The following is a 25,405-nucleotide window of genomic DNA, read 5'->3' as shown; positions in this document are numbered from 1 at the left end:
GCGGTCAAACACTAATACAAGCTGAGCTGCCGCTCTTGATATTGGTCTGGTGGCATATACACTAACTCATCACCGCATTTAATCTCACCAGACTCTAAAATTTTAGCGCACAAACCACCGTAGCCCAACATCGCTACCAAACCGCCTTTACCCAACGCCGTTTCCATTCGGGAACAGGGGTGACATTGCGCTGTTGCCTGAAATACCGCATCGCCTATCGTAAAATACTGATGCCGCAGAGCGTTTAGGTTAATGCCCGACACCAGCAAATTTCTTCTTAAAATATCGACTGGAATATGTTCACGCCCCAAGTTGTCGGCAATAGCGCGAATAAACTCGACGCTGATTATACTCACTTGCCGAGCCGACCCTTTGCTGCCATCTAGCCTGCGGTCACCCTGCAAACCCCGGTCAGCAATCGCAATCGTTTTCGCCAGCGAGACCATCGGCACTTTACGCTCGGGACGCACTCCAATCCACTCAAGCTTCCCCGCCGGCAGCTCATCTAAAAAACGGGAGATTAAGCGACCCTGTGCATTCATTTTTCCGTCCTAATATGCATTGCAAGTCTAGACTCTGGCCAAGCTGAAGGTAGATAAGCAAGATCAGCTGCGACATCTATATCGTGAACCAGCGCCGCTTCGACATAGCTCATGCCACACTCAATCAAACGTCGCCGAGTTAAATCCGCAACGTGTTCGCTACTCCATGGAATATCAACGAACAGTCGTGGCTCATAGTTACGCAACCCTAATAAAGCGTAGCCGCCATCCGCGCAGGGAACCATGCAAGCGTCGTGATCTCGCAAGACGGTCGCCGCCCAGATCAACACCGATGGATTTATTTCGGGGCAGTCACTGCCAATGATAATAACTGCACAGGAATCGGCAGTAAGCCCTTGCTCCACGGCATGTGCCATCCGCTCACCGAGATCATCGCCATACTGTGAAGACTGCTGAATACCATTTGGAATTTTTATACTCTGCCAACTGGGTGATTCCGGCACAGGCGTCATCCACAGCGTACATTCAAAATGCCACTCACGATTTTCCATCAGACTTGTACAATCGTTCAAAATTTTATCAAGCATTTTTTTGGCCAAAGCTGCGGCACCAACTTCGCCCAAGGCTGGAATTAAACGTGTTTTAGCTAAACCCGCTACTGGCGCCTTAGCCATAATCTGAACACAGATCTTCTTACTTGGCAGTGTATTATTCATAGCGTTTCGCCAATTTTTGAGGCGACGCGCCCAGCCAATATGTAAACCGCAAACGCCACATTAAAAAGATTGTTCGCCATATTCCTCGCTGCTGCCAGCGACGACCAGAGGTACATATTTTTAATTTCAAACACGCTGGAGATGATAGCTTCCGAAGCCTCGCCGACAAGGCGATATCTTCCATCAACGCCTGATTTGGAAAGCCGCCAACCTTTTCAAAGCTTGCCCGTCGAACAAATATCCCCTGATCACCGGTTGCAATACCGCTGAGTCGAGAGCGCCAGTTCATGCAAAAGGCAATCACGAAAAACATCATTGCGTCGCCGGAAATACGAGCATCAAAGCGCCCCCAATGTTTAGTTTCCAGCGCGGCCACTACCGCATTAAAGCTACCATCGGCAAGGTCACTGTCAGCGTGCAAAAATAATATTTTTCCTGCTGAGGCCTGAGCTGCACCGGTATTCATTTGCTGCGCCCTCCCGCGTTCGCTATGCACGCAGGAATATCCCTGTGCTCTAATTAGTTCTGCGGAGTTATCAACACTAGCACCATCGACAAATATCACCTCAACAACAAAATTGACGCTAGCAAGTTGCCTTTCCAGTGTCGCCAATAAGCTTGGCAACACTGCGGCCTCATTTAGTACTGGAATGACCACGGACAAAACAGGAAGTGAATTTTCAGGCGGTATACTCATTTATTTATACGACCACAGGAAAAAACCTCACTGACGAACGTCATTTAAATCCCAATCGTAATCGGTGTAGCTAATACCTAAGCTGCCTTCCCGTAAATGTTGAGATGCTGGTTTACCATTAACAATCACGACAACACCAGTCTCGCCCAAACCTAAAGCATCAGTATAGAGCCCTAAAAATTCCGACACCGAATTCGCGCCACCCCAGCCCTTTTCAAAGTCTGCTTTATACCAATTAAAAATGGGTGATACATGCAGCTCCGCGTTAAGGAAATAATTTCGAGTGCGATCACTTAAGAATTTACGAGTAACATATTCTAATTGCCTATTTAATTGCGCCGCAGTGTACGCGCGGTTCAATAATGCAGGGCAGCCAATACTCGCGCAATTCACGGCAAAATGAATGCGCGGCTCATTGTATAGGCCCGAACCGCGAATAAGTGTGTGTTCAATATTGTCGAGACTGCGGGTCTCGCCCAATAAATTTATAAACTCCTTTTTCCAGGGCGACCCAAAAAAAGAACCGAGATCCTTGATAGATTCAATATCGGGGTAACTGGTTAGCACGAATTCAACCGTCCAAGCATTATAGGCATTAATTAAAAACGCTAACTGCTGATCCTTTGACCAACCGTCGAATGCAGGCTGGGTAACTGCCGACAAACTCGCCAAATACGCTTGCAGCGTTTTGCGGTCATTCATCATTGCGGCGTAATCAACTTGTGAAGCCTGACCGTCGTTTATCACACGGACATGCCGTTGCAGTAAGTCATCCCAAGCTCGATGAGAAAAATCCGCCGCAAATGACGACATTGCCAGAGACAATAGAAATACGCCAACTAAAAAACCTTGTAATATTTTTATTGTTTTATGAAAAACCATCTTACTTACCTCTTCGCCATGCATGAAACCTAACTAAGTAACTCAAAGCCCACTGCGGGGTATGCGCTTTTTGCCACTCACCAGCTACATACTTATTTGCTTCCGACATACTCGGATAGCTGTGAATTGTGCCCAGAATTTTCTTCAGGCCGATACCATTCTTCATCGCCAGAACATACTCGGCCAATAATTCTCCTGCCTGTGCGCCTACAATGGTAACACCCAGAATCCGGTCGCTTTTTGGTGCCGTGAGAACCTTGATAAAGCCTTCAGCTTGGCTGTCACAAATTGCCCGGTCAAGATCATCAATACCATATCGTGTTACTTCGTAACTAATCCCCCGCTCATTAGCTTCCAATTCATTGAGGCCAACACTGGCCACTTCGGGGTCAACATACGTCACACGGGGAACAAGGGAATAGTCGACTTTAAATTTCTTATAGCTGCCAAACAGGGCATTTACCGCTGCATACCACGCTTGATGCGCGGCCATATGTGTAAATTGATAGGGCCCGACAACATCGCCAGCTAATAAAATATGGGGATAGCTGGTTTCTAAATACTCATTACCTTTTAAGCTTTCAATGTCGCAGCCTATATCCGCTAAGCCATAACCTTTGGTTCGCGGCTTGCGGCCAACTGCGCACAACAGGACATCAAACTCGATCTCCCGCTCGCTCCCCGCCTCGTCGCACACAATGATACGTTTTTGCTTGCCATCCCGCTCACAGCGAATCGCCTTAGTGCTAGTGAGAATTTTTACGCCGTCGTCCTTCAGTGACTGCGCTGCCGCCGCCGATACATCTTCATCATCACGCATCATAATACGGGAAAGCATTTCAAGCTGGGTAACCTCAGAACCCAGCCTTGCAAAGCTCTGTGATAACTCACAACCAATTGGCCCGCCACCTAGCACCAGCAAGCGAGCAGGTGGCTTTTCACTCTCCGCCAGCGACTCCCACAAAGTGTCGCTGGTTACGTATCCCACCGCGTCTAGTCCAGGCAATGGCGGCACCACCGGTTCAGCACCCGCGGCTATAACTATAGCCCGTGATGTTAAGCGCTGCACACCTCCGTCATTCAAGGCTATTTCCACAGTCCAAGGGTCAATTAGTCGCGCATAACCTTGCAACACCTCAACACCAAGTTCGGTATAGCGCGCTACGCTATCATGAGGCTCAATTTTTGAGATGACGTCATTTATCCGCGCCATAATGCGTCGAAAGTCGATGTGAGGCTGAGTCGCCCCAAGACCATAGCGCTCACCATGTCGCTGCTGCGCTGCAAGTTTGGCGGTTTTAATCAAGGCTTTACTCGGCACACAACCATAGTTCAAGCAATCGCCCCCCATCTTGTGGGCTTCGACCAAGGTCACTTTCGCCTTTACTGCCGCCGCGATATAGGCGCTAACCAATCCGGCTGCTCCGCCACCGATAACAATTAAGTTACGGTCAAATTTTCGAGGGCGCGACCACTGGCTATTTTTCTTTCTCGCAGCAAGCCAGCCCAAAGTCTTTTTCGCAAGCAAAGGGAACACGCCAAGGAGTACAAAGGAGAACAATAATGAGGGCGACAATATTCCCGATAAACTCGATAACTCACTAAGCTGACTGCCCGCATTCACATATACCAAGGTCCCCGGCAACATACCAAGCTGACTAACCCAGTAAAATTGCCTCAGTTTGATAGGCGTTAAGGCCATCAACATATTAATTAGGAAAAAGGGGAATACCGGCACTAGACGAAGACTAAAAAGATAGAAACTACCGTCGCGGGCGACCCCGTCGTTAATAGCCTTTAGTCGACTGGAAAAGCGGCTTTGCACTGAATCTCGCAACACGTAGCGAGTCATAATAAAGGCGAGCGTAGCACCGATACTCGATGCGAACGATGCAATCAAAACGCCCCACGCTAGACCGAAGATGCCGCCCACCAGCAATGTCATCACAGCGGCCCCGGGGAGGGACAATGCGGTAATAACGATATAAGAGAAAAACAATATTACCGCCAAAATCACAGGCCGCTCGGTACGCCATGCCGCGAGGTCGATTTGTAGTTGTTTGACCCCGTCTAAGCTGAGGTAATGATCGAAACCGAAGCCAAAAAATGCGACTATAAGGAGTGCAATCAAGCTTAAAAACACGACTTTCTTTAGCATTACCACCTCTTAATAGGCCTACTTATTTGCAAGGATAAGACCTTAGACCTTTAGTCTTTGGACGCCATTTTAAGGCCATAACCTCTTTACTAGAGCGCATGTGTCTTTAAGCCTACTAGCCATAAAATCGATGCCCTCGCACTCCATTTGATACAGAGAGTGACGCCAAATGGATCACAATGACGAGTAAACAGATTTTACACAAGACCGCTGAAACATTGCGCCTCGCAGGTCCGTGGTCAACAAGCGAGCAGAAACAGGATGAGCGCGCCCATACAAACCAAAATGAGCATTGGTGACAGTGACGGTACGATATGGACTCAAGCATTTTTCTTCGCCAACTCTATACTGCCATTTAGAGAGTCATTTAAGCCGATCTTATTGAGAGTATAGCGAGAAACTGACAATGAAATGGTACCACTTACTTATGCCAGATTAATTTTTAAGCAGGCCCTACAAATATCCTGCTACCGCTTGCACTATTGCTGGTGAATCACCTTCTGAAACCCAAACCACTAATACAGTTCTTTGCTGCCCCTCGTCAGGGATGTCTGGAGCCGCCAGGTTTTTAGTTAAATGCTTGCCATGAGAAGCGACGCCAAAAGGATATTCAGCGTGGGAGAGCACAACAAAGTCATGCTTCAGCAGCCGGCCGCGGTTTTCACCCCGACGAACTTGAGTCTCTAAACCCATGCCGATAATAGCGACATGCAACTGGAAACTGGAAGCATCCTCTTTGATAGGCGCAAAGCTGAGCGAAAGAGGCTTGGTATACTCGGGCCAGCGCACCGCCAACACGCCCACCTCATTATTGGAGTTTGGTAATTGATCGGCGGTAACAAGGTGGCCTCGACTAAACCACGCCCGCCACTCTCGATTATTAACAACAAAGCCCGGTGTATACACCTGTGACACGATATTAGCGCGGCTTAAGGCCCGTTGACGGGAGGAAAATGCCGCCTCTGAAAAGCGATCTCGCCAGCCAAGCTCGTTCCAATAGTCGACATGAAATGCGAGAGGTATAACTCGGGAAAAAATAGCTGAATCCTTGCTAAGTGACGACAACCAAGCATCTGCACGTGGGCAGCTACTGCAACCTTCGGAGGTGTACAGCTCAATTGTCGTTACCGCTTCGCGCTGGCTTTGCAGTTCCAAGGCCTGCAGCGGGAAAGCGACAATCACCGCACTTAGCAACAGTCCAAACGCAGTAAAATTTAGCGCCTTGTTCATAATCTGATCCCGCGTGTTAATGTGCCGTTATCGAATATGTATAAGCCAATGTTAAAAATGGCTAAAAAGTAGACGCAAGGATTATCGCGATGTTACACGGGGCACTTTATCGATAGGAGGTTTGCTAAAAAGAAGAATGCGGCAGCTCAGCAGCAGCCGCATTCCAGAACAATCGTACGACTATTTGTTAATCGCGCGCAGCATCCAAGCTGTCTTCTCATGAATTCGCATACGGTCGGACACTAGCGAAGCGGTAGATTCGTCGTCAGCCTCTTGCGCCACCTTCAAAACGGTACGACAACTCTTCACTACTTGCTCATGACCTTTGGTGAGGATGTCCACCATCGCATCGGCATCTGGCACGCCGTCGAATTCCTCAATCGAACTGAGGCGAGCAAATTCTTTATAGGTTCCTGGCGCCGCGACATCTAGGGTACGGATACGCTCAGCAATATCATCTACCGCCAGTGCTAACTCGGTGTAATGCTCCTCGAACATCAGGTGAAGGTCGCGAAAACGCGGGCCGGTCACATTCCAATGGAAATTATGAGTTTGCAGATAGAGCGTATAGGAATCTGCAAGTAATACCTTTAACCCGCCGGCAATCTGTTCACGATTCGCTTCGTTAATACCAATATCGATAGCTTTCATACACATTCTCCCTTTGGTGGTTTGATAGCTTAATGTTTGTAACTAAACCTTGTTGACCAGCTTAACAAAGACACATCCATATCTAAAATATTGATTTAGAATGCCGTTGATAGCGTAAGGCTATGACAGTTATTCTACAGAGGAGTTCATTGAAGAGCTGCGTAGCAAAACATCGATCTTGAGCAAGCGCGCGCAGACCGTTAAGCTGAGGCTCCTATTACTCATGCAAAGCAATTAACTGGGGTGACAGATGGTTTTATTGAAGGGACGCAATAATCTAAACAAGCAATTGTCTCGTTTTAGCGTCTTCTTATTAGCTTTATTCGCGCTCAGCGCATGCACTAGCACGCCTAAAGAAGCCCCTACGTCCAGAATGCAAGGTGGTTTCACCCAATGTGAATCACCAAGGCCAGAAATGTGTACGCGGGAATACCGCCCAGTGTGTGGCCATGTGGATACCGGTATCCGCTGTGTAACAGCTCCGTGTCCGTCCGAAAGACATAATACTTACGGAAACGCCTGCAGCGCCTGTGCCGACGAAAAAGTCATTGGCTATGAGCTTGGTGACTGTGCGAGCTACGGTAAATAAGGACAAACTACAAAAGGAAAAAAAGGCCCTCAGCGCAAGCTGAGGGCCTTTTTAATCACACTTAGAAAATTAACGTTCAATAATGGCGGTAACGCCCTGCCCACCGGCGGCACAAATTGAAATCAAACCACGGCCACTGCCCTTTTCTTCCAGCATTTTGGCCAAGGTCGCCACAATACGGCCACCCGTGGCTGCAAAAGGGTGACCCGCTGCTAAGGAACTACCGTTAACATTTAACTTGCTACGATCAATACTGCCCAGCGCACGATCAAGGCCCAACTTATCTTTACAGAAAGCCTCATCCTCCCACGCCTTAAGGGTCGCTAACACCTGCGCGGCAAATGCCTCGTGAATCTCGTAGTAGTCAAAATCCTGCAAAGTTAGCCCCGCTTTCGCCAGCATACGCGGTACCGCATAAGCTGGAGCCAGTAATAATCCTTCTTTTTCTGTGGCACCGTCTTTCCCAAAGAAGTCCACCGCAGCTGTTTCAACAATAGTGAGGTAAGCTCGCACCTGTAAACCGCGCTCTTTTGCCCACTCTTCACTTGCCAGCAATACCACTGAAGCACCGTCGGTCAACGTTGATGAATTACCTGCCGTCAACGTGCCTTGGCCACTTTCCTTGTCAAAAGCGGGCTTTAACGAAGACAGTTTTTCAATAGTCGTGTCAGCACGCAAAATATTGTCTTTGTTCACGCCATTGAAGGGTGTAATCAGGTCATCGAAAAATCCACGCTCATACGCGGCGGCTAAATTTTTATGACTAGTACAGGCCAGCTCATCTTGCTGGTCACGGGGAATCTGCCAGGCTTTTGCGGTCACTTCTGTGTGCTCGCCCATAGACATACGCGTGCGCGGCTCAGCATTGGCAGGAATCAAGACACCGACATCTTTCGGACGCAACTGCAAAAAGGGCTTTACACGTTCGCTAAAACTACGAGCTTTATTCACTTGCAACAAAATCTTACGTAAGCCCTCACTTACACCAATAGGTGCATCAGAGGTGGTGTCTACGCCACCGGCAATACCCGCTTCAATTTGACCGAGCGCTATTTGGTTGGCAACGACATTGATCGCTTGCAAACCGGTACCGCAGGCTTGTTGAATATCGAAACAGGGCGTATCCGAGTTAAGAGAGGTACCTAATACGGACTCGCGGGTCAGGTTAAAATCGCGGCTATGCTTCATTACGGCACCGGCAACTACATCGCCGAGCAACACACCTTGCAAATTATAACGCTGCACCAAGCCCTCTATTGCTGCAGTTAGCATAGACTGGTTGCTCACGCCGAAATAGGCTGTGTTGGAGCGAGTAAACGGAATACGGTTACCGCCAATGATCGCTACGCGCTTAATTGCCTGTGACATAATCTGACCTCAAAAAATCATATAAGAGTAAAGTGGCCGCAGTTTAGCAAGCTTCTCTATAGCCACATTGGCTGAATTGACCGTTCTATAGGTCGGCACTGTCAATCATCTTATAGAGTAGTGCGGCTACAATGCAGCCATTAAAGAACTGTGCTCGGTATTTGACAGAGCCATGTTCGACAAAGCTGCTATGTAATGTAGACCGAATTACTGTATTTAACACCCCTGATGGAGATCTGAGTATGAGCGATAGAATCGAAAAGCTGATTAATTCTGCAGCAGGTAAAAAACTGCTTGGCGCCATGGGTGTAACCGTACCAACTGAGTTACTCCGCTATGACACCACACAGCACAGCTATTTCTCGGGTGCCGTTTTAGTCGGCGCAGGTGACAACGCACAGTTACTCAGCCGAGTGCAAAGCAATTTCGCTGAGAGTGATGCCCAGGTGTTTTACAGCCCAGAGGCCGCCACTCAACTGGGTGGTAATACAGATAGCAATACTGCAGAACGCTATCAGGCACTCGTATTTGATGGCAGCGGCTTGCTTGACGCTACCGAGCTAGTATCAGCCTACCGCTTTTTTAATGCCAACATTCGCAAACTTAAAAGTAGCGGTAGAATTGTGATTCTGGGACGCCCGCACTTGTTGTGCGCCACCCCCGAAGCCGCTGCAACCCAACGTTCACTTGAAGGTTTGAGCCGCTCTTTGGCCAAAGAAGTGGGCAGCAAAGGCGCGACAGCGCAATTAATTACCGTTGCCGACGGCGCCGACGCCAACCTGGATAGCAGCCTGCGTTTTATCTTGTCACCTAAGTCAGCGTATATCAGCGGCCAAGTAATAAAAGTGCGGGCGGCAAGCGCAAACACGATATCTGACTGGCATAAGCCATTGGCCGGCAAAATTGCCTTGGTGACTGGCGCCTCACGGGGTATTGGCGAAGCCATCGCTGACACTCTGGCCCGCGATGGCGCGACCGTTGTCGGTGTCGATGTTGCGCCTATGGAGACTGACTTGAACAAGGTCATGACGCGCCTAAACGGAAAAGCGGTTATTGCCGACATCACTAGTGCTGACGCTCCCGCCATTATCACTAAAGCACTTGGCGAACTCGGCGGCGTCGATATTATTGTTCACAACGCTGGCGTAACCCGCGATAAAACCATTGCGAATATGAGCGAACCACATTGGCAGATGACGCTAGATATCAACTTAGCAGCCGCTCAGCGCATCACGGCTGAGTTACTCAAAACCAACACCATCAACGACGGCGGCAGCATTATCGGGGTTTCATCTATGAACGGTATTGGTGGTCAACGAGGACAAACCAATTATGCCGCATCAAAAGCCGGTGTTATTGGTTATGTTGATTTCATGGCCCAGTCAAAAGAGCTAGCCGATAAAAATATCACCGTGAACGCAGTCGCGCCCGGCTTTATAGAAACTGCAATGACTGCAGCAATTCCATTGTTTACCCGCATGTTTGGCCGCCGCCTTAACTCACTATCGCAGGGTGGTTTGCCTGTTGATGTGGCCGAAACGATTTCATTCTTCGGCAATCCGGCGTCGCGCGGTGTGAGTGGTAATACCGTGAGAGTATGTGGCCAATCGTGGTTTGGCGCTTAACCCACGCTAACATTTTCTATGTAATATACCGCCCCGCCTATTTAGGCGGGGCCTTTGCAATAATAATACAGACCTAGATTTATCGATCGCGAATACCGGCGATCTTTTATGTTTTCTCCCAGCAACGGTATGATGGTCAGAGCAAAGTTTGAATCATGGAGGATTCACAATGACCCCTCGTCGCTTTTCATACAAGTATCGCAAACTAGTGTCATTACTAATCAACACACTGATTGTCACGCTAGTATTAATCCCACATACATTGCTTTATGCCGCCGAGGCCCTTTCCAAACCCGCGTTAATGCTCGCCAATGTCTATCGCAGTGACATTGACCTCGATAAATATTGGGTAAGTGAAAAGTACGACGGGGTGCGCGCATTTTGGAATGGGCACCAGCTCGTTTCAAGGCAGGGCAATATATATCAGGCTCCGAACTGGTTTATAGCAGACTTCCCCAGCGCTGCGATCGACGGCGAGCTGTGGATGGGACGAGGAAAGTTTGACGCCCTATCTGGCGCGGTACGCAAACAGAATCCCGTTGAATCTGAATGGAAGACGATTCGTTTCATGGCATTTGACCTTCCCAGGACAGAAGGTAGTTTTGATTATCGTTTGACGCTGCTGAAACAGATTATCAGCAATACTTCCTCGCCCTATCTACACTTAGTCATACAGCGAAAATTCAGCGATGAACTTACCTTGATGAACTACCTTGACGAGGTTATTGAAGCGGGTGGCGAAGGCCTGATGTTGCATTTAGCTAGCGCGCCATACCATTCCAATCGCAGTGATGACCTACTCAAACTAAAGCGCCACCAAGATGCCGAGGCAACTGTTGTAGAGCACCTCCTAGGCAAAGGGAAGTACAAAGGGATGCTAGGTGCCATTTTAGTGGAAACCAAGGAAGGGCTGAGATTCAAAATTGGCAGCGGATTTTCAGATGCCGAGCGCGAGACTCCACCGCCTATTGGCTCAGTGATTACTTACAAATACTACGGGGTTAGCAGCAATGGCACGCCGCGATTTGCGAGTTTTTTGCGTCTGAGAAACGAAATCTAAACCCGCTGAAGAGTAGACTCACTCACTTTCTAAAGCCTGCACCGCTTTTTTCTGCTGGCGATATTCAATGGGCGTCAACTCAGTCCAGCGTTTGAAGGCCCGATAGAACGTGCTGGGCTCCGAAAAACCGGTCAAATACACGACATCAGCAATACTCTCATCGGTGCGAGCCAATAAACGCTTAGCTAATACGCAGCGGTAATCCGCCAATACCTGATTAAAGCTCGTACCGGCCTCAGTGAGGCGGGCGCGCAAAACACGCTCATTCATATTTAAACGAGCGGCAATGTTTTCTAGGCTTGGCTGACCAAGCTCAAGCATTTCAGCAATTATTTGCCGCACGTCGCCAACCACATCCTGACGCGACAATCGCTCCAATTGCTTGCTAGCCAATTTCTCGTGCAATTTGAGTAAGTCGGGCTCGGCATGAGTAGAGGGTGTCGCCAAAATTGAAGTGGCGAACACCAAGGAGGATTCATTTTGTTCAAAATGCACGGGGCAACCAAATACCCTTTCGTATTCCGCCACATCGCCAACCGCAGCATGAGTTAAATTGACCGCATCAATCACGAACGCGCCGTCGGTCACCGCCTGAAAATAACGGATCAAAAAACGCGCAAAACATTCATTGCGGTGACGGAAACTAGGGTCATCATCTCCTGCAAACTCAAGCACCATTCGCGATTGCGGTTCGCCAATTTGCAGTTCAAACTGCATGGCATCGGTCACCAAGCGCTGATAGTTCTGCGAACGCTTTAAACCTTCGCCAAAATTTGGGCTGCTCAGAAACAAGTATTCCAATACTTGACCACGATATACTTGAACGGCATCGGCCAAGTGCAGACCAATATTTTGATCTCCGCTCACTTCTTCCAATACTCGCCAAAACTGTAATTGGGCTGTGTGTGGGAAGCGAGCACTACGATCTTGCAACAGGTTTGGCGAGATTCTGCACTCGCTGACGATACGCTCAACATCCAGCCCCATACTCTGCATAGCCGGATATACCAGCTGAATCAGGAAACTGGAGTCGCTGAGATCGGAAAAATTTTTAGCGTTTGATGCTGTCATTCAAGCGGGTATCTTTTGTACAAAATATCAACACTGGCGAGCATTGACCGAACTGCCGTAAACGACACTGAGGCTGGGCAAATTCTTGATGCCGCATTTTTCTTTATACTTTAGGGTATGTATGCAATTGTTACAAACCAGTGTGCCACGCTCAGTATGGAGATAGAGTCGAATGACCGCAAGCAATGAGTTCAGGCTCAAGTCACTACCCAGCACACCGCCAATGCTGCTAAAGGCGGCGATTACCCGAAAAAAGCCCAGTAGTACGCCGATCTTTCCTATGCAAATATTGGTAGTGGGCAATATCAAAAGCAATATTAAACAGCTGCGTCGCTACAACGAGGCCTGTGGCTTTAGTGAAAGTAGTCCCTTTCTGTCGCCCAGCTTTCTCCACGTGCAAGTCTTTCGTTTGCATATGAAATTGATGCTCAATAAAGACTTCCCAGTTTCACCTATGGGCTGCGTACATTTAAGTAATACTATTGTTCAACATCGACAGATCAGCAGCGAGGAAGAAGTCCTGCTCCGCTGCCAAGTAGCCGAACACAATGTCACTGACAAGGGTTATGAATTCACATTTCACTGTGACGCATTCTGCGGTGACGAACTGGTGTGGGAAGATACTAGCCGCTATTTATCCCGTGCCAGAACCAATATCGCCAGCGCTCCCAAGGCGGCTCGCGCCGAGCCACGCAATTACCTGAACTCCCGCACTATTGAGATCAAGCGCAGCGACGCCCGCCAATACGCCCGCGCCTCTGGCGACTTTAACCCCATTCATCTCCATGACCTCAGTGCCAAGGTACTGGGCTTTAAGCGCATGGTTATCCACGGCATGTGGAGCAAAGCCGCTTGCTTAGCGGCATTAAGTGATGACGTTAAGAGCAACGCGTTTCGCTGCCATGTCGATTTCAAAACGCCCATATTTTTGCCGGCTAGCGTGCGGCTAGATTACGAGCAAGGCGAGTCGAGTTTGGATTTTGAATTGCGGGATAAAACCGGTGTAAAACCGCATCTCATCGGCTTTATCCAGCCACTATAAGATAGCGGCCGGCTCACCCAGCACTTTATTTAAGTGCCTGTGGCGCTAGATTTTCAAGCATGGCGCGAATACCGTCGCGCCAATCTACTCGGGTTTCACCGATAAGTTCATGCATGAGAGTGGTATCTATAGACAGGCTACCGAATGCCGAGGCTTTCTCGTTAAACTTTGGTGCAAACCCAGTCAGCTCGGTTATATACCCGCACCACTCCTCAATACTTACCGCCTGAGAACCACCAAAGTTGGTCGTGGTGACATCAGCACTCGCGGCAGCCAATAAATACGGGATCTTTTCAATGTAGTCTTCGGCATGCAACAGATTGTAGGTATTTGGTCCTTCAGGATGAATATCAATAGGGATATTCTCCTTCATCATCAGCATGTGAAAATAGGGCCAGCCGCCATTATTACCGTAAGGCACACTGAGACGGGCAATCGTGGTGGGGATAGAAAATTGCTTCGCGGCGAAACGGCACACCGTTTCTGCCGCAATTTTAGCAATACTGTACGTGGGGAACATGGCGCGATGATTATCACCCAATGGATCTGATTCTTTGCGCGGAGAGTGGCCCGCGTATTCGTATACCGCAGTGGACGAGAAGTGCAAAAAGGCCTTAGCACTTTTGCAGCGAGCCATTAGATTCCCCACCCCTTCGCCATTTGCAGCCAGATCGTAGGCAAAGTTCCCCGATTTAACCACAGCCAAATTCAATACATAGTCAAACTCATCAGGACAGGCTTGTAAGCTGCTCTTATCAGCGAGATCGGCGCGAATAACCTTGATACCACGCGACTCTAGCGCCGCTTTATCACTATCTTTACTAAAACGCGCCAGCGCCGTGACATTGGCAATCTTACTAAGCGCATCGACGATCGGTGCGGCGACTTGCCCAGTTGGGCCAGTAATTAGGATATTGGTATTATTTAAATCAACGGGGCTTACCGGCATAGCTATTCACCTGCTGCATAGAATTATTATATGAGTGGATTCGGGAGCAGAAGTGTAACCAAGTGTAAAACAATTTTCGCCATCCAAACGGATGGCGAAACAGAGGGGCCAATTAGCGCTAAAATACTAAAGGAAGCGTTCTAAGTCCCGCAGCCAGTCCTGCAGTTTCTTCATGTTTTCCGGCCCGAGGCGCCACATCCATTTACTTAGCGGATCCGCATTCTCTAAAACTGGATCAACGTATTCATACAACACCTTGGGTTGCTTCAGGGCGGCATCCTCGGGAATGGGCTCAACCATCAGCAAATGTTCAATCATTGTGCGCAACTGATTATCGAACGACTGGGGGTTACCCAATTCATTGTAGCTGCCCTCTAAAAATGGCGACCATTTTTTATAGTAAATCGCCAAGCTTTTCGGCTCCACCGCCGTTACCGTATTGACTAGCCCGTCCCAACGCTTGTAGTTTCCTGGGTCGTTCTTGAAGCCTTTTTCTGTCTTAACTGCCAAGAAAGGCTCTTTGTTATACACCAGCGGTAGATGCTTGGTCGGGAATCGGTAAGTAGCGAGCTGATCGACCACAGAAACCCACTTCCGAACTTGCTCATCAGGCTGCATCCATTCAGCCAACGGTGCCGACAAAGTCGCTGCCGCAGAGCGCAGCTGCTCATCGCTGCCATCGATTGCAACAGGTGGCTCAGGCGCCGAAGCCGCCTTTTCGTTGTAATCAGACTCCGACTCTACCGCCAGTGTCTCTTTCACCTTCTTTTTGGCGGCTGCGTCATCGACCGTCTCAACTACCGGTTCGTTATACTCACTATTTGCCGAGCGATCTAAAACGTACCAAACAAACCCGGCGACGGCGACGATCACCACTACTGCAGATAAGGCTTTCCAATTCATTACTCATTCCTGTTTTATTTATCACGCAAGGGGATTTTTCTGCTGCCATCACTGGGGCCAGAAGACCAGTCTCAGCAATGGCTTAACCCTAACGCCGGTAGCTATTACATGCAAATTATCTCTGCATGTTATAACCGCGACTCAAAATCAGCAATACAGACTGTAATACCGAGTCGGTAACTCAAGAAATTAGTAAGGAAAACGCCACAGGACGTGGCGTACAAACGGAGATTTCACTATGTAGCAGTGAAATAAAGGCTTTAAAGGTCGAAATCGTCCAATAGATCCAACTCATCCATCAGGCGTTTGCGCTCTAAACGCTCTTCAATTTTGCGACGAATACTGCTATCGCCTCCACCCATAAGTCGGCGCTCCTCAAAATCAGGGGCTGAATCGTCTTCAAGGATATCGTCAATATCATCATCGGCTAGGTCATTTGCCATTACTTGCCCACTCCAGTACATCGTAGATACAGAATGAACCCCTCGGCTAACCGTGGTTGTTCAGGGCACTATTTATGACGAACTCGAATTTCTGTCAATAAAAATTTATACCTATAGTGTAAATATTTTCTTAACAGCGACCTTACCAAACCACTAGCAAAACACGTTACTGGCTCAAAGATGGCCGAAGGCTTAGCAAATCCAGCGCACTACAAGCGATTTAAACCATTCAGCGCCGCCGTTCGGTAGGCTTCAGCCATGGTCGGGTAATTAAACGTAGTGGTCACAAAATAGCGCAGGGTATTGCCGCCATTCTGCTGTTTCATTATGGCCTGACCGATATGGATAATTTCCGCCGCTTCGGCACCAAAGCAATGAATACCGAGAATTTCCAAGGTCTCGGGGTGAAAGAGCAGTTTAAGCATTCCAACCGTCTCACCACTTATCTGGCCGCGGGCGGTATCTTTAAAAAATGCGCGACCCACCTCGTAAGGAATTTTCGCTTCGGTCAGCTCGCGCTCAGTCTGCCCCACCGAGCTAATTTCAGGCAGTGTGTAAATGCCTGTTGGCACGTCATCCACAAAACGACACTGCTCTTTGCCGCGGGCTGATGCCGCCGCTGAACGCCCTTGGTCGTAAGCGGCACTCGCCAAGCTCGGCCAACCGATGACGTCTCCAGCAGCGAAAATGCCCGGCACAGTGGTTTGGTAATGCTCGTCCACAATTAACTGACCGCGATGATCTGTTTCCAGACCAATCTGATCCAAACCTAATTGATTGGTATTACCGCTTCGACCATTACACCAAAGGAGCGCATCGGCGTGGATACGCTTACCAGACTCCAGCAATACTTCGACGCCCTTGTCGCTAGCAACAACCGATTTATACACTTCACGGTGGCGGATCATCACTCCCATATTCCGAAGTTGATAACTCAAGGCATCGGAAATTTCGTCGTCTAAAAACTCCAGCAGACGATCCCGACCATTGATTAACTCGATTTTGATGCCAATACCGGAAAAAATTGACGCGTACTCGCAGCCGATAACACCCGCTCCATAAACAATGATTTTATTCGGGGTGTTGGTCATTTTCAGAATGGTATCGCTGTCATAGATCCGAGGGTGAGAAAAGTCGATATTTGCCGGGCGGTAGGGCCGCGAGCCAGTAGCTATTACCACACTACTCGCGGTAAAGGATTCCGCCTGCCCCTCATCCGTCACCACTTCAACAGTATTCTTATCAACAAAGTGGCCGCGACCAAAAATAAGACGAATCTGATTGCGGTAGTAGAAGCGACTGCGCATATCCACCTGCCGCGAAATGACTTCATTGGCATGACTAAGTAGACGGGGATAACTTAGTGTTCGCGCGTCACCAATATCGCGAAACGCTGGCGTGGTATTGTATCTAATAGCCTGTCTCACCATATGCCGTAAGGCCTTTGATGGAATAGTACCTTGATGGGTACATGCACCACCGACGGCGTCTTGCGCCTCCACCACCGCCACCCGATGCCCGTGCTTCATGGCATTCAGCGCAGCGCTTTCTCCGGCGGGGCCACTACCTAATACTAAAACGTCGTAATCAAATTTCGTCACAGAACCCGTCCGTTAAATCTGTAAACATAGCTACTCAGCATGAGTGAGCTAAGGAATATCTTGATGATGATCATGGTAATACATTCTTTTCACAATTAAGATCGCGGCTCTGTATATCGTCACCGACGCTATACAACATAAGCAAGCCAGACTTTAGTAGGACACGCCTATGCCCAATACGTCACCAATCCAGATTCGAGACTATTTTGGAGTGCGAACCCTACTCGCCTCACACCCCGATATGCGCCGCCTAAAGCGGGCCACGCACGCGACCCAGCTACACGGCAATAAACTGTGGGGCAGCGCCTATCTGCTTATCGACTATTTACAAAAAAACCCGCTACCGGCTGCAAGCAAAGTGCTCGACCTAGGCTGCGGATGGGGGCTAGCAAGCATATATTGCGCCAAGCATCTTCAAGCCACGGTAACTGCCGTCGATGCCGATCCCGCTGTCTTTCCCTACTTGTCGCTGCTAGCGCAGCACAATGCGGTAAACATAAACACTCAATGTGCCCGCTTCGAAGCCTTAGATGCAGACACTTTAGCTCAGTACGACGTTATCATTGCCAGCGACATTTGCTTTTGGGATGAGATGAGCGAAGAAGTCTTCGATTTAATTCACCGCGCCGTTGATGCCGGTGTTGAAAAAATCATTATTGCAGACCCTCACCGCCCACCTTTCTTAGCGGTAGCCGAAGCGTGCATCGACGACTTTTTTGCCGAATTAATACCCTCAGAAGTACTTACTAGCCGCCATCATCGGGGCAGCATTCTGCTGATTGAAAATGCCTAAGATACATCTACCTCACTAGTCAGTTCTGCATGTATTTAGGCCCTCCTCCATCACCTAACCTCATCCAACTCTGTCTTAAAATTGCAATACATTTGTCACAATATTGAAAACACATCAGCGTATGGTTTCAGATGTGAGGATAAAACTATGCGCTTAATACAGTCGATAAATCAGTTCGATGTGCGAATGTTTCTGGCCTGCGTGAATACCCGCCACCAGCAACAGTTGTCTCGTGTAGCCCGAAGTGTATCAAAAACCGGCGACGGCTATGCCCAGCTAGGCCTTCCCCTTTGCGTTTACATGATGGGGGCAAACCAAGGTCTAAGCTATTTTAGTGCGGTTATGATTAGTTTTGCCGCATGGCTGCCCATTTACTGGGTGCTAAAAAACACCTGCCGCAGAAAGCGACCGCCCGCCGCCATTCCCGCTTTTAGTGCCGCCATTATTGCCTCAGACGAATTCAGTTTCCCCTCAGGCCACACCGCGGCCGCCTTTTTACTAGCGACCATGACGGTGCTGTTTTTCGGGGCTATCGGTATTCCACTTTTCTTGTGGGCTGTTGCCGTGGGTGCCTCGCGGGTAATACTCGGCGTGCATTTCCCCACCGACACCCTAGCCGGCGCCAGCTTAGGTATTGGGATCGCGCATCTGGGACATTCGATTGTCGCAGCAGTCTAATACCATTTTTCTGATCATGCGCGCGGATATCATGCCGTCGCAAAACGTCACCTACCACTCCCAATCTTCACCTCCATCACGCAGTGAACACAGTGGTAGCAACCCAATCATGAGAGATCCATTATGAAACTCCTATACGGTGTGCAGGGAACCGGCAATGGCCATATTTCCCGCGCCCGCATGTTGGCCACGCACTTTTCCGAAAAAAATATAGACGTTCAATTTTTGTTCTCTGGTCGCGCCGCCGACCAGTATTTTGATATGGAGATTTTCGGCGACTACCAACTCAGAGATGGCCTCAGTTTCGCTACAAATAAAGGTAGCATTAGCGCAATACAAACCCTAGTCCAAACCAAACCGCTAACGTTTATTCGGGATGTTCGCAAACTCGATATCAGCTTTTACGATGCAATCATTACCGATTTTGAACCCGTCACCGCCTGGGCCGGCCGTCTAAAGAAAAAGCCTGTCATCGGAATTGGCCACCAGTACGCATTTGGCTACCCCGACGTACCTCAAAGCGGGGTTGACCTTCGCAACCGTCTTATTATGAAATTCTTTGCACCCACTCAATACCGCTTGGGATTACACTGGGATGCGTTTAACGCCAATATCGCGCCGCCGATAATCAACCCTGCCGAAATTCGCCAGCCTTGCGGCTCGCCGGCGCACATCGTCGTGTACCTGCCCTTTGAAGATCAGCAACTAGTCAGTGCGGCACTCGCGACATTTCCCAATCAAAAATTTATTCAATTCGCGCCTCAATTACCGCGTGAGGAGCGCGCAAATATAAGCCTTAGACCAACTAGCCTACACGACTTCAAACATAATCTATGTCGAGCCAAAGGCGTTATCTGCAATGCGGGGTTTGAATTAATTAGCGAATGCCTGCATATGGGAATTCCGGCCCTCGCAAAACCGGTAGCGGGGCAGTCAGAACAATTAGGTAACGCCGCCGCCCTGCAACAACTAGGCGCCGCAACTGTTATGTATGACTTCTCAGCACAGCATATTGAAAACTGGCTCGCTAATATCCCCGCGCAAACTGCCGCGTACTATCCCGATGTCGCCGCGGCAATTTGCGACTGGCTATTGAGCGGCGAGTGGCATGACAGCTCAAAACTGGTGTCAGAACTTTGGGAACAAACTGGTCGACCCGCCGACATGATTGCCGCGACAGGCTGATACCAACCATGGGATATAAAGAACAAGCCCGTATGGAGGACATAGCAAACCATACGGACACCGCCTCGTACGGGCCGGATTTCCCAGATTTCACCAGTGTGATGGACGACTGCCGTGGCCGTCTTCGCCACCGGCTTTCTGAGCTCCTTTCCACCGAACAACTTTGCCGGCAAGCTGGCGATTTAATTACCACCCGCACCGAAGCCCTCGTTGACGTCGATGAATTTACCTTACCCGTCGTATCGCTCACCATTGGCAACCCAGACATTGCAAAGCACTGCCTGCTACTCACCGCCGGCATCCACGGCGTAGAGCGCATAGGCACTCAAGTTCTGTTAGCGTGGCTAGAAACAGTAATAGAACGGTGCCGCTGGGATAGCAATTGGCGATCGCAATTTGAAAGCGAGATCGCCATAGTCGCAGTGCCACTAGTTAATCCCGGCGGCATGTTGCAAGACTCCCGCTGCAACCCAAACGGCATCGACTTAAATCGCCACGCTCCTATTGATGCAGAAGACAAGGTTCCGTTTTTAGTCGGCGGTCAGCGCATATCAAAAGCTATTCCCTGGTATAGAGGAAAACGCGGAGCTGATTTCGAAAGCGAATTTGTTGCCCTGCAAAATATTATTAAACGCTACTGCCAAGTAGACCGCCCCAGTATTGTCGTCGACTTTCATTCCGGATTTGGCTTTCAAGATCATCTGTGGATTCCCTATGCCTATCGCCGTCAACCCATCGACGACATCGGCAGCTATGTCGCGCTGAAATTACTGTGGGAGCGCAACTTCCCCCATCACAATTATGTGTTTGGCCCGCAAGCCATGCACTACCTGAGTCACGGTGATATTTGGGATTATTTTCATCGACAATGTCGCGCTGAAGGAATTACCTTACTGCCGCTCACCCTCGAAATGGGGTCATGGCTGTGGGTTAAAAAACATCCCCAACAACTTTTTAGTTTTGCCGGATTATTCAACCCCACCGTTCCTCACCGCCACGCTAGAGTTCTGCGCGGCCATCTGCTATTAATTGACTTTCTACTGGCTGCGGCAAGAAACATCGAGCACTGGCAACCCAAAGGCGAACAGGAGCGGGAGATGCAGCAAATGGCACAAAGTCTCTGGTATCGCCAACTATGAACGCCAACGCCGACATTAAGCACTGGCTATTTCTTCGCGGTCTGAGCCGGGAGCAAGCTCATTGGGGGGAATTTATAAAACGCTGTGAAAGCGAACTCGGATGGTATTGTCACGCTATTGATCTACCCGGATTCGGTAGCGAGCACCTGCGCAGGTCTCCCCTCACCATTTCGGAGATACGCCGCGACATTCAGCAGCGGCTTCCCGCAGAGCTAGCCAATAACAATTCAACATTCGGCATTGTTGCACTGTCATTAGGTGGCATGGTGGCACTAGATTGGTTGACAACGTCGCCGAATAATATTGCCAAGGTTATATTCATTAGCACCAGCAGCGCAGACTGTGGCTTCTTTAAACGCTTAAAACCCAGCGCGCTGCCTGCAACACTTTACGCGCTATTTGCTTTGTCACCGCGCAAGCAAGAGCGCGCAATACTCAATATGGTGAGCAATAATAAATCTAGCCATGCGGCACTGCTCGAACAGTGGTGTCAGATACGCGCCCGCCACCCAGCAAGTATACGCAATGTGATACGCCAGCTAATTGCGGCATCACGCTTTTACTCGCCCTCAAAAGAAGGCCTCGCAAATTCCCACGGTCATTTCATTAGCAGTCGCGCGGATAGAATGGTGTCGTATCAATGTAGTGAGTATCTGGCAGAGAAATATCACTGGCCGCTATGGCTACATAACACGGCTGGGCATGACTTACCGATTGATGACGCAGACTATTTGCTCGCCAGCTTCAAGCAGATCGCTAATTGAGCTGAACAAACCACAAGCAATATAGGGACTTTTAAAAGCTAGCTAAGGCAAAATCCTTAGCTAGCTTAGCACATGATGTTTCACGCCACTTTATTCGCGCGCGCCTCAGTAATGTCTTCGCCCAGATAGCGCTTGCGACGGGCTGATTTCATTCTTTGTAGGTCTACCAAAACCAGGCCGTCAATGCAGTCTGCGAAGTCTGGGTCAACATTAAACGCTGTAAAACTCACGCCACCTTCGTCACACAACTCTGTGTATTGCTTGTACAAGGTAGGTACAGCGCAGCCCATTGCCGCCAACTGATCTTTTAACTGTGCAAACTCGGTGCGGTAGTCGTCGCCGCTAAATACGGCTTCAGCTAATTCACTTTTATACGGGCTATTGGCATTCGCCCAAGGCTGAGTTGCGGGGAAGTGGCGCTGATAAAACTGAATCAATAAATCTTTGGCGCCGCGGGGTAAACTATCACTCAAGCTAACAGGGCCAAACAAATAGCGTACTTCAGGGTAGCGGCGAAGATAGGTTCCCAAACCCTGCCACAAGTAATCCAGACCGTTTCGCCCCCAGTAGCGCGGCTGAACAAAGCTGCGCCCTAACTCTGCTCCGCACTCGAAATACTCTTCAGCATAAGGTATCTGATATTCGAAAAGCGATTCGCTGTATAGGGTTTGGCCGTCAGCTAAATCCGTCACACGCTTTAGACGATAAGCGCCGACCAATTCAAGTTGATTCTCGTCCCAAAGCACAATGTGATCATAGTAGGCATCAAATGCATCTACGTCGCGACGGCGGCCGGTACCTTCACCCACCGCCCGAAAACTCACTTCGCGAAGACGACCAATTTCTCGCATCACCGTGCAGTCACCGCTGTACTGATAGCAATAAATTTCCATGCCGTCACGGGTGCTGCCTAAGTGATCACACTTGCGAATAGCGCGCCGCAACTCCTGACGGTCCTCTGGGTGAGCTACTGCCTGCGCAACAGGCATAAAACAGGGTTCACCACCGCGTTTTCTTCGACCGAGTTTATAAATATGCTTTTTAAATAAACGTACTTTAGCTGGTGCGGTCAACGGTAGCTTTTCGTATACATCCGCTTCTATCACAGGTCCAATAGTCACCCGTACGGTGCGATTATTCTGTTTGAACATCTCCCGAATAAGCCACAGAGTCGACAGCGGTTTCGCAAGCAATGACAGGGCATAGAAGAATACCGAATTTCGCGCATTGATATGCACAGGTAAAATAGGCGCCTTAGCTTTACTCGCAAATTTAATAAATCCATTGCGCCAACGACCATCGCGAATACCCGCCGGACTAAAACGAGAAACCTCGCCAGCGGGAAAAATAATTACCGCACCTTCACCGCTCAGATGACTGTGAATTGCCTGCAAATTTTCTTTGCGATTGCGCTTACCGCTCATATTGTCGACGGGAAGCAGCAATGACCGCAGCGGCTTGATGGCATATAGCAACTCGTTCGCAATGACTTTAACATCGCCGCGTACTTCCGACACCAACTTGAGCAAAGCGAGACCATCGAGACTGCCGATGGGATGGTTTGAAATGATGACGACTCTGCCACTAACGGGAATACGCTCTTTATCTAATGCGCTTACCGCGTAGCCAAAATCAAAATAATCCAGGCCTTTTTCAATAAAGTCCAAGCCCTGAACGTAGGGGAAATCTTTTTCAAACTGCTTAAATTCCGCCTCGTGAAAAAGATATTTTAGTAGGGCTGACAGCGTTCTCTTTATACGCGGATTGCCCTTGGAAATTTTAGGAAATTGCTCATCAATCACAGCATCGACAGAAATCATGACATTTACTCCTGATTATCACCCAGCACGCCGCAGCGGTAGAATTTCCGCTTTCACCGGGCCGCCATTGCCTGTCATGCTTTGCAATAAGGTTTGATGTTCAGTCCACTGCACCAATTCTAAATTTCCTTCATGGGTTTCACCCAATAAGGTACAGTTTTCAATCCAATCACCGTCGTTGCAGTACAACAGACCCTTTATTTTCTTCAAAGCGGGCTGGTGAATATGCCCGCATATAACACCATCGAGACCTCGTCTCGCGGCCTCTTTAACCGCCGCATCTTCAAACACGGTAATGACCTGCCGAGCGTTGGGGATACGCTGTTTTATATACGTAGCCAGCGACCAGTAATTGCGCCCAAAGCGGCGACGGAAAAAATTAGCCCAGCGATTTAAAAACAGCAGAAAATCATAGGCAGCGTCACCGATAAGATTCTCCCATTTGCTTAGCAAGATGTGCTCGTCTAGACAGTCGCCATGGAACATCAGCAAACGTTTACCGCTTACTGTGGTATGGATTGCCTCGCGCTTGATTTCAATAGGACCGAGGATGTGGCCGACGTAATCGCGCATCGGCTCGTCGTGGTTACCGGGAATATAGACAACCCGCGTGCCCTCACTGGCTTTGGCAAACAAAGCGCGAACCACATCGTAGTGGCTTGCCGGCCAGTGAAAGGTGCGTTTGAGCGCCCATAGATCTACAACATCACCAACAAGATAAAGCGTCTCGCATTCAACACTGTTGAGAAAATTGAGAAGGTAGTCAGCTCGACAATCTTTAAAGCCGAGATGAATGTCGGATAGCCAAATCGTTTTGTATCTATTCCCTGTTTCCACGCTCATGCATCCTCTTTATGCATTTGTGGCAAGATTAGGACTTAAAAGTGACAAACAGAGGGCTTTTTGAAGACAGATTTATGACAATTTTATCTGGGACCCTACCAAACCGTCGCCGTTCATCTATGATTCAGACAGCAAGTATAGAATCATCCATTGGCAGATATATGACGCCCATCAACAGATACAACACACAGCGAGAAGAAAATAATGACTACCGTTAAAGGATTAATACTCGTCATGGGCTTTGGCTTGAGCGTAACAATGACAAGTGCTGCCGTAGCAGCTGATACTTCCAGCACCGTAAGAGACGATGATCTCCAAAAGCAAATTATCCAGCTTCGCAAGGAACTCGATGCACTTAAAAGTATTATACAAAGGGAAGCCGATGGCACACTTCGGGTGGCTGCAGATATGCAGGTTGAACGCGGTGTTGCAAGCCCGAGCCTGCAAGACAATGGCAGTAGTTTAAGCATAAATTCTCGGCGTGATTTAACGATGACAACGGCTAAAAAGCTGGTCATAAACTCAGGCGATGAACTTACCCTGCAAAGTGGACAATCTTCGATCACCATGAAAAAGAATGGCAACATCATCATCTCAGGTACTGTATTAGACATACGGGGCTCTTCAGATATTATTGTTAAGAGCCCGACAAATGCCACGCTAAAGGGTAGCAAAATAAATCAAAACTAAACCGA

24 protein-coding genes are annotated in these 25,405 nt (G+C 48.9%); 9 read left to right on the top strand and 15 right to left on the bottom strand.

Annotated features, from left to right (window positions below):
* Positions 1-11: 11 nt before the first annotated feature.
* From KXJ70_RS18710 to KXJ70_RS18675, 8 genes are all read right to left on the bottom strand, one after another.
* A complete protein-coding gene (locus KXJ70_RS18710; RefSeq protein ID WP_219045079.1) occupies positions 12-542 on the bottom strand; it encodes an MOSC domain-containing protein in 531 nt (176 codons plus the stop codon).
* On the bottom strand, positions 539-1,219 hold the full coding sequence (locus KXJ70_RS18705; protein WP_219045078.1) for a TIGR04282 family arsenosugar biosynthesis glycosyltransferase: 681 nt from the start codon (positions 1,217-1,219) through the stop codon (positions 539-541). Before KXJ70_RS18705 ends, KXJ70_RS18710 begins: the two co-directional genes overlap by 4 nt.
* Positions 1,212-1,916, bottom strand: coding sequence for a TIGR04283 family arsenosugar biosynthesis glycosyltransferase (locus tag KXJ70_RS18700; protein ID WP_219045077.1), 705 nt, complete (start codon positions 1,914-1,916; stop codon positions 1,212-1,214). The genes KXJ70_RS18705 and KXJ70_RS18700 overlap by 8 nt, the downstream gene beginning before the upstream one ends.
* A 27-nt stretch (positions 1,917-1,943) precedes the next feature.
* Entirely contained in the window at positions 1,944-2,798 is an 855-nt protein-coding gene (locus KXJ70_RS18695; RefSeq protein ID WP_255558580.1) for a DUF547 domain-containing protein, read from the bottom strand.
* Between the two features lies 1 nt (position 2,799).
* Positions 2,800-4,956, bottom strand: coding sequence for a dihydrolipoyl dehydrogenase family protein (locus tag KXJ70_RS18690; RefSeq protein ID WP_219045076.1), 2,157 nt, complete (start codon positions 4,954-4,956; stop codon positions 2,800-2,802).
* 453 nt (positions 4,957-5,409) lie between these two features.
* Positions 5,410-6,186 carry a DUF1223 domain-containing protein gene (locus KXJ70_RS18685; RefSeq protein WP_219045075.1) on the bottom strand — a complete coding sequence of 259 codons (777 nt, stop codon included), beginning with the start codon at positions 6,184-6,186 and terminating at the stop codon, positions 5,410-5,412.
* A gap of 180 nt (positions 6,187-6,366) precedes the next feature.
* Positions 6,367-6,837 carry a Dps family protein gene (locus tag KXJ70_RS18680; protein ID WP_219045074.1) on the bottom strand — a complete coding sequence of 157 codons (471 nt, stop codon included), beginning with the start codon at positions 6,835-6,837 and terminating at the stop codon, positions 6,367-6,369.
* Positions 6,838-7,495: 658 nt separating this feature from the next.
* Positions 7,496-8,794, bottom strand: coding sequence for an acetyl-CoA C-acetyltransferase (locus KXJ70_RS18675; protein ID WP_219045073.1), 1,299 nt, complete (start codon positions 8,792-8,794; stop codon positions 7,496-7,498).
* A 242-nt stretch (positions 8,795-9,036) separates the two neighbouring features.
* Between KXJ70_RS18675 and KXJ70_RS18670 the strand changes: the two genes are divergently transcribed.
* Positions 9,037-10,419, top strand: a complete 1,383-nt coding sequence (locus tag KXJ70_RS18670; protein ID WP_219045072.1) for a 3-oxoacyl-ACP reductase — start codon at positions 9,037-9,039, stop codon at positions 10,417-10,419.
* Positions 10,420-10,588: 169 nt separating this feature from the next.
* On the top strand, positions 10,589-11,479 hold the full coding sequence (locus KXJ70_RS18665) for a DNA ligase (RefSeq protein ID WP_219045071.1): 891 nt from the start codon (positions 10,589-10,591) through the stop codon (positions 11,477-11,479).
* Between the two features lie 18 nt (positions 11,480-11,497).
* On the opposite strand, the gene KXJ70_RS18660 is transcribed toward KXJ70_RS18665, so the two are convergent.
* Positions 11,498-12,550, bottom strand: coding sequence for an AraC family transcriptional regulator (locus KXJ70_RS18660; RefSeq protein ID WP_219045070.1), 1,053 nt, complete (start codon positions 12,548-12,550; stop codon positions 11,498-11,500).
* Between the two features lie 172 nt (positions 12,551-12,722).
* Here KXJ70_RS18660 and KXJ70_RS18655 point away from each other — a divergent pair, with 172 nt between their 5' ends.
* A complete protein-coding gene (locus KXJ70_RS18655) occupies positions 12,723-13,592 on the top strand; it encodes a MaoC family dehydratase (protein ID WP_219045069.1) in 870 nt (289 codons plus the stop codon).
* Positions 13,593-13,617: 25 nt separating this feature from the next.
* On the opposite strand, the gene KXJ70_RS18650 is transcribed toward KXJ70_RS18655, so the two are convergent.
* The 4 genes from KXJ70_RS18650 to sthA all read right to left on the bottom strand — a co-directional run bounded on the left by KXJ70_RS18650 (position 13,618) and on the right by sthA (position 17,488).
* Positions 13,618-14,541, bottom strand: coding sequence for an NAD-dependent epimerase/dehydratase family protein (locus KXJ70_RS18650; protein WP_219045068.1), 924 nt, complete (start codon positions 14,539-14,541; stop codon positions 13,618-13,620).
* Between the two features lie 126 nt (positions 14,542-14,667).
* On the bottom strand, positions 14,668-15,444 hold the full coding sequence (locus KXJ70_RS18645) for a DUF3014 domain-containing protein (RefSeq protein WP_219045067.1): 777 nt from the start codon (positions 15,442-15,444) through the stop codon (positions 14,668-14,670).
* 260 nt (positions 15,445-15,704) lie between these two features.
* On the bottom strand, positions 15,705-15,887 hold the full coding sequence (locus KXJ70_RS18640) for a hypothetical protein (RefSeq protein WP_219045066.1): 183 nt from the start codon (positions 15,885-15,887) through the stop codon (positions 15,705-15,707).
* Positions 15,888-16,096: 209 nt separating this feature from the next.
* Positions 16,097-17,488: a Si-specific NAD(P)(+) transhydrogenase gene (gene sthA / locus KXJ70_RS18635; RefSeq protein ID WP_219045065.1), complete on the bottom strand. Its 1,392-nt coding sequence runs from the start codon at positions 17,486-17,488 to the stop codon at positions 16,097-16,099.
* A gap of 169 nt (positions 17,489-17,657) precedes the next feature.
* Here sthA and KXJ70_RS18630 point away from each other — a divergent pair, with 169 nt between their 5' ends.
* From KXJ70_RS18630 to KXJ70_RS18610, 5 genes are all read left to right on the top strand, one after another.
* A complete protein-coding gene (locus KXJ70_RS18630; RefSeq protein WP_219045064.1) occupies positions 17,658-18,281 on the top strand; it encodes a class I SAM-dependent methyltransferase in 624 nt (207 codons plus the stop codon).
* A 147-nt stretch (positions 18,282-18,428) separates the two neighbouring features.
* Complete coding sequence (locus KXJ70_RS18625) at positions 18,429-18,959, top strand: phosphatase PAP2 family protein (protein WP_219045063.1); 531 nt, start codon at positions 18,429-18,431, stop codon at positions 18,957-18,959.
* 123 nt (positions 18,960-19,082) lie between these two features.
* A complete protein-coding gene (locus tag KXJ70_RS18620) occupies positions 19,083-20,144 on the top strand; it encodes an MJ1255/VC2487 family glycosyltransferase (protein WP_219045062.1) in 1,062 nt (353 codons plus the stop codon).
* A gap of 8 nt (positions 20,145-20,152) precedes the next feature.
* A complete protein-coding gene (locus KXJ70_RS18615) occupies positions 20,153-21,283 on the top strand; it encodes a DUF2817 domain-containing protein (RefSeq protein WP_219045061.1) in 1,131 nt (376 codons plus the stop codon).
* Positions 21,280-22,047, top strand: coding sequence for an alpha/beta fold hydrolase (locus KXJ70_RS18610; RefSeq protein WP_219045060.1), 768 nt, complete (start codon positions 21,280-21,282; stop codon positions 22,045-22,047). Before KXJ70_RS18615 ends, KXJ70_RS18610 begins: the two co-directional genes overlap by 4 nt.
* Positions 22,048-22,127: 80 nt before the next feature.
* Here KXJ70_RS18610 and olsF read toward each other — a convergent pair whose 3' ends face one another.
* Both olsF and KXJ70_RS18600 read right to left on the bottom strand, forming a co-directional pair.
* On the bottom strand, positions 22,128-23,867 hold the full coding sequence (olsF, locus tag KXJ70_RS18605; protein ID WP_219045059.1) for a bifunctional ornithine lipid synthase OlsF: 1,740 nt from the start codon (positions 23,865-23,867) through the stop codon (positions 22,128-22,130).
* An 18-nt stretch (positions 23,868-23,885) separates the two neighbouring features.
* Positions 23,886-24,710 carry a UDP-2,3-diacylglucosamine diphosphatase gene (locus tag KXJ70_RS18600; protein WP_255558579.1) on the bottom strand — a complete coding sequence of 275 codons (825 nt, stop codon included), beginning with the start codon at positions 24,708-24,710 and terminating at the stop codon, positions 23,886-23,888.
* A gap of 204 nt (positions 24,711-24,914) precedes the next feature.
* On the opposite strand from KXJ70_RS18600, the gene KXJ70_RS18595 reads away from it, so the two are divergent.
* Positions 24,915-25,400: a DUF2345 domain-containing protein gene (locus tag KXJ70_RS18595; RefSeq protein WP_219045058.1), complete on the top strand. Its 486-nt coding sequence runs from the start codon at positions 24,915-24,917 to the stop codon at positions 25,398-25,400.
* Positions 25,401-25,405 lie beyond the last annotated feature (5 nt).

Origin of the sequence: Zhongshania aquimaris, from assembly GCF_019312595.1 — a bacterium.
GTDB classification, from domain to species: domain Bacteria; phylum Pseudomonadota; class Gammaproteobacteria; order Pseudomonadales; family Spongiibacteraceae; genus Spongiibacter; species Spongiibacter aquimaris.
This window is presented reverse-complemented; position numbering and strand designations above follow the sequence as displayed.

Bases quoted from the DNA above. Each gene is read 5' to 3' on its own strand.
- olsF (WP_219045059.1), bottom strand. From the start codon at position 23,867: ATGATTTCTGTCGATGCTGTGATTGATGAGCAATTTCCTAAAATTTCC.
- KXJ70_RS18625 (WP_219045063.1), top strand. From the start codon at position 18,429: ATGCGCTTAATACAGTCGATAAATCAGTTCGATGTGCGAATGTTTCTG.
- KXJ70_RS18665 (WP_219045071.1), top strand. From the start codon at position 10,589: ATGACCCCTCGTCGCTTTTCATACAAGTATCGCAAACTAGTGTCATTA.
- KXJ70_RS18705 (WP_219045078.1), bottom strand. From the start codon at position 1,219: ATGAATAATACACTGCCAAGTAAGAAGATCTGTGTTCAGATTATGGCT.
- KXJ70_RS18595 (WP_219045058.1), top strand. From the start codon at position 24,915: ATGACTACCGTTAAAGGATTAATACTCGTCATGGGCTTTGGCTTGAGC.
- KXJ70_RS18685 (WP_219045075.1), bottom strand. From the start codon at position 6,186: ATGAACAAGGCGCTAAATTTTACTGCGTTTGGACTGTTGCTAAGTGCG.
- KXJ70_RS18650 (WP_219045068.1), bottom strand. From the start codon at position 14,541: ATGCCGGTAAGCCCCGTTGATTTAAATAATACCAATATCCTAATTACT.
- KXJ70_RS18610 (WP_219045060.1), top strand. From the start codon at position 21,280: ATGAACGCCAACGCCGACATTAAGCACTGGCTATTTCTTCGCGGTCTG.
- KXJ70_RS18695 (WP_255558580.1), bottom strand. From the start codon at position 2,798: ATGGTTTTTCATAAAACAATAAAAATATTACAAGGTTTTTTAGTTGGC.
- KXJ70_RS18600 (WP_255558579.1), bottom strand. From the start codon at position 24,710: ATGAGCGTGGAAACAGGGAATAGATACAAAACGATTTGGCTATCCGAC.
- KXJ70_RS18620 (WP_219045062.1), top strand. From the start codon at position 19,083: ATGAAACTCCTATACGGTGTGCAGGGAACCGGCAATGGCCATATTTCC.
- KXJ70_RS18645 (WP_219045067.1), bottom strand. From the start codon at position 15,444: ATGAATTGGAAAGCCTTATCTGCAGTAGTGGTGATCGTCGCCGTCGCC.
- KXJ70_RS18675 (WP_219045073.1), bottom strand. From the start codon at position 8,794: ATGTCACAGGCAATTAAGCGCGTAGCGATCATTGGCGGTAACCGTATT.
- KXJ70_RS18660 (WP_219045070.1), bottom strand. From the start codon at position 12,550: ATGACAGCATCAAACGCTAAAAATTTTTCCGATCTCAGCGACTCCAGT.
- KXJ70_RS18690 (WP_219045076.1), bottom strand. From the start codon at position 4,956: ATGCTAAAGAAAGTCGTGTTTTTAAGCTTGATTGCACTCCTTATAGTC.
- KXJ70_RS18655 (WP_219045069.1), top strand. From the start codon at position 12,723: ATGACCGCAAGCAATGAGTTCAGGCTCAAGTCACTACCCAGCACACCG.
- KXJ70_RS18680 (WP_219045074.1), bottom strand. From the start codon at position 6,837: ATGAAAGCTATCGATATTGGTATTAACGAAGCGAATCGTGAACAGATT.
- KXJ70_RS18700 (WP_219045077.1), bottom strand. From the start codon at position 1,916: ATGAGTATACCGCCTGAAAATTCACTTCCTGTTTTGTCCGTGGTCATT.
- KXJ70_RS18615 (WP_219045061.1), top strand. From the start codon at position 20,153: ATGGGATATAAAGAACAAGCCCGTATGGAGGACATAGCAAACCATACG.
- KXJ70_RS18640 (WP_219045066.1), bottom strand. From the start codon at position 15,887: ATGGCAAATGACCTAGCCGATGATGATATTGACGATATCCTTGAAGAC.
- KXJ70_RS18670 (WP_219045072.1), top strand. From the start codon at position 9,037: ATGAGCGATAGAATCGAAAAGCTGATTAATTCTGCAGCAGGTAAAAAA.
- KXJ70_RS18710 (WP_219045079.1), bottom strand. From the start codon at position 542: ATGAATGCACAGGGTCGCTTAATCTCCCGTTTTTTAGATGAGCTGCCG.
- KXJ70_RS18630 (WP_219045064.1), top strand. From the start codon at position 17,658: ATGCCCAATACGTCACCAATCCAGATTCGAGACTATTTTGGAGTGCGA.